The organism is Xanthomonas populi, assembly GCF_002940065.1.
GTDB classification, from domain to species: Bacteria; Pseudomonadota; Gammaproteobacteria; order Xanthomonadales; family Xanthomonadaceae; genus Xanthomonas; species Xanthomonas populi.
In genome coordinates this window covers 1-1,123 of record NZ_MDEJ01000280.1, presented here as the reverse complement: position 1 = coordinate 1,123, position 1,123 = coordinate 1, and the positions used below count along the sequence as shown (strand labels likewise).

Here is a 1,123-nt window from a genome sequence, read left to right as displayed (position 1 = left end):
CTGTGCATCACCGAAGGGCAGTTGCATGGAGGTGAGTGGATAGTGTTGCGCATCGTGGGTGCGTTGTTCAGAGGTTGCTTGGTCGTCGCGGTGATTACCGATCCAACCATCGTGCACTGCGCAATGACACCGGTTACCTAATTCGCTACGATGCTGTTTCTCGGCCACCGTTCCTGGCTTGCCGCCGGAGATGCCACATGTCCCTGTACTGCAAGACCCACTACGCCACCCATCCCGACGCTATCAAGGGCGCCAGCAACGACGATCTGCGCGCGCTCTATCTGCTCGATGGTCTGTTCGTCGACGATGCGGTCACGCTCAAATACACCCATTACGAGCGCTTCGTGCTCGGTGGCGCCGCACCGCTCGGCACGACGCTGGAGCTGCCCAAACAGACCGAACCCGCTTCCGCCGCCGGCCATCCGTTCCTGGAGCGCCGCGAGCTCGGCATCCTCAATGTGGGCGCCGGGGCCGGCAGCGTGACCGTGGACGGCACCGTTTACACGCTCGGGCCGAAGGATGGCCTGTACGTGGCGATGGGCAGCACCGAGGTCACCTTCGCTTCCGCAGATGCCGCCAACCCGGCCAAGTTCTACCTCGCCTCCACGCCGGCGCATGCGCGCTTGGAGACCAAGCAGCTCTCGATCAAAGACGCCGTGGCACTGGAGCGCGGCGCACTGGAAACCAGCAACGAGCGCACCATCTATCAATACATCGTGCCGGCCACCTGCCAGTCCTCGCAGCTGCTGCTGGGCCTGACCGTGCTCAATCCGGGCAGCGTCTGGAACACCATGCCGCCGCATCTGCACGACCGTCGCAGCGAGGTGTATTTCTACTTCGATCTTGGCGCCAACGACCGCGTCTATCACTTTGTGGGCGAGCCCGAAGCGCAGCGCCACATCGTGATCCAGAATAACCAAGCAGTGGTATCGCCGCCGTGGTCGATCCACATGGGCGCCGGCACCAGCAATTACGCTTTCATCTGGGCGATGGGCGGCGAAAACCTGGATTACACCGACATGCACGTGCTGGACATCTGCCAGCTTAAGGGCACCTCGAACAACCAAGTCGTAGCCGTGGTGACACGCACTGGATGATGACCATACCTTCAAAAAATCAGCGA

General features: G+C 61.6%; 1 protein-coding gene. It reads left to right on the top strand.

Features of this window, described 5'->3' with window-relative positions; translation table 11 throughout:
- Positions 1 to 197: 197 nt before the first annotated feature.
- Positions 198 to 1,097: a 5-dehydro-4-deoxy-D-glucuronate isomerase gene (gene kduI, locus XpopCFBP1817_RS20810; protein WP_128418488.1), complete on the top strand. Its 900-nt coding sequence runs from the start codon at positions 198 to 200 to the stop codon at positions 1,095 to 1,097.
- Positions 1,098 to 1,123 lie beyond the last annotated feature (26 nt).

What these genes read in the sequence shown, in the direction of transcription:
- kduI (WP_128418488.1), top strand. Translation starts at nt 198, where the DNA reads ATGTCCCTGTACTGCAAGACCCACTACGCCACCCATCCCGACGCTATC.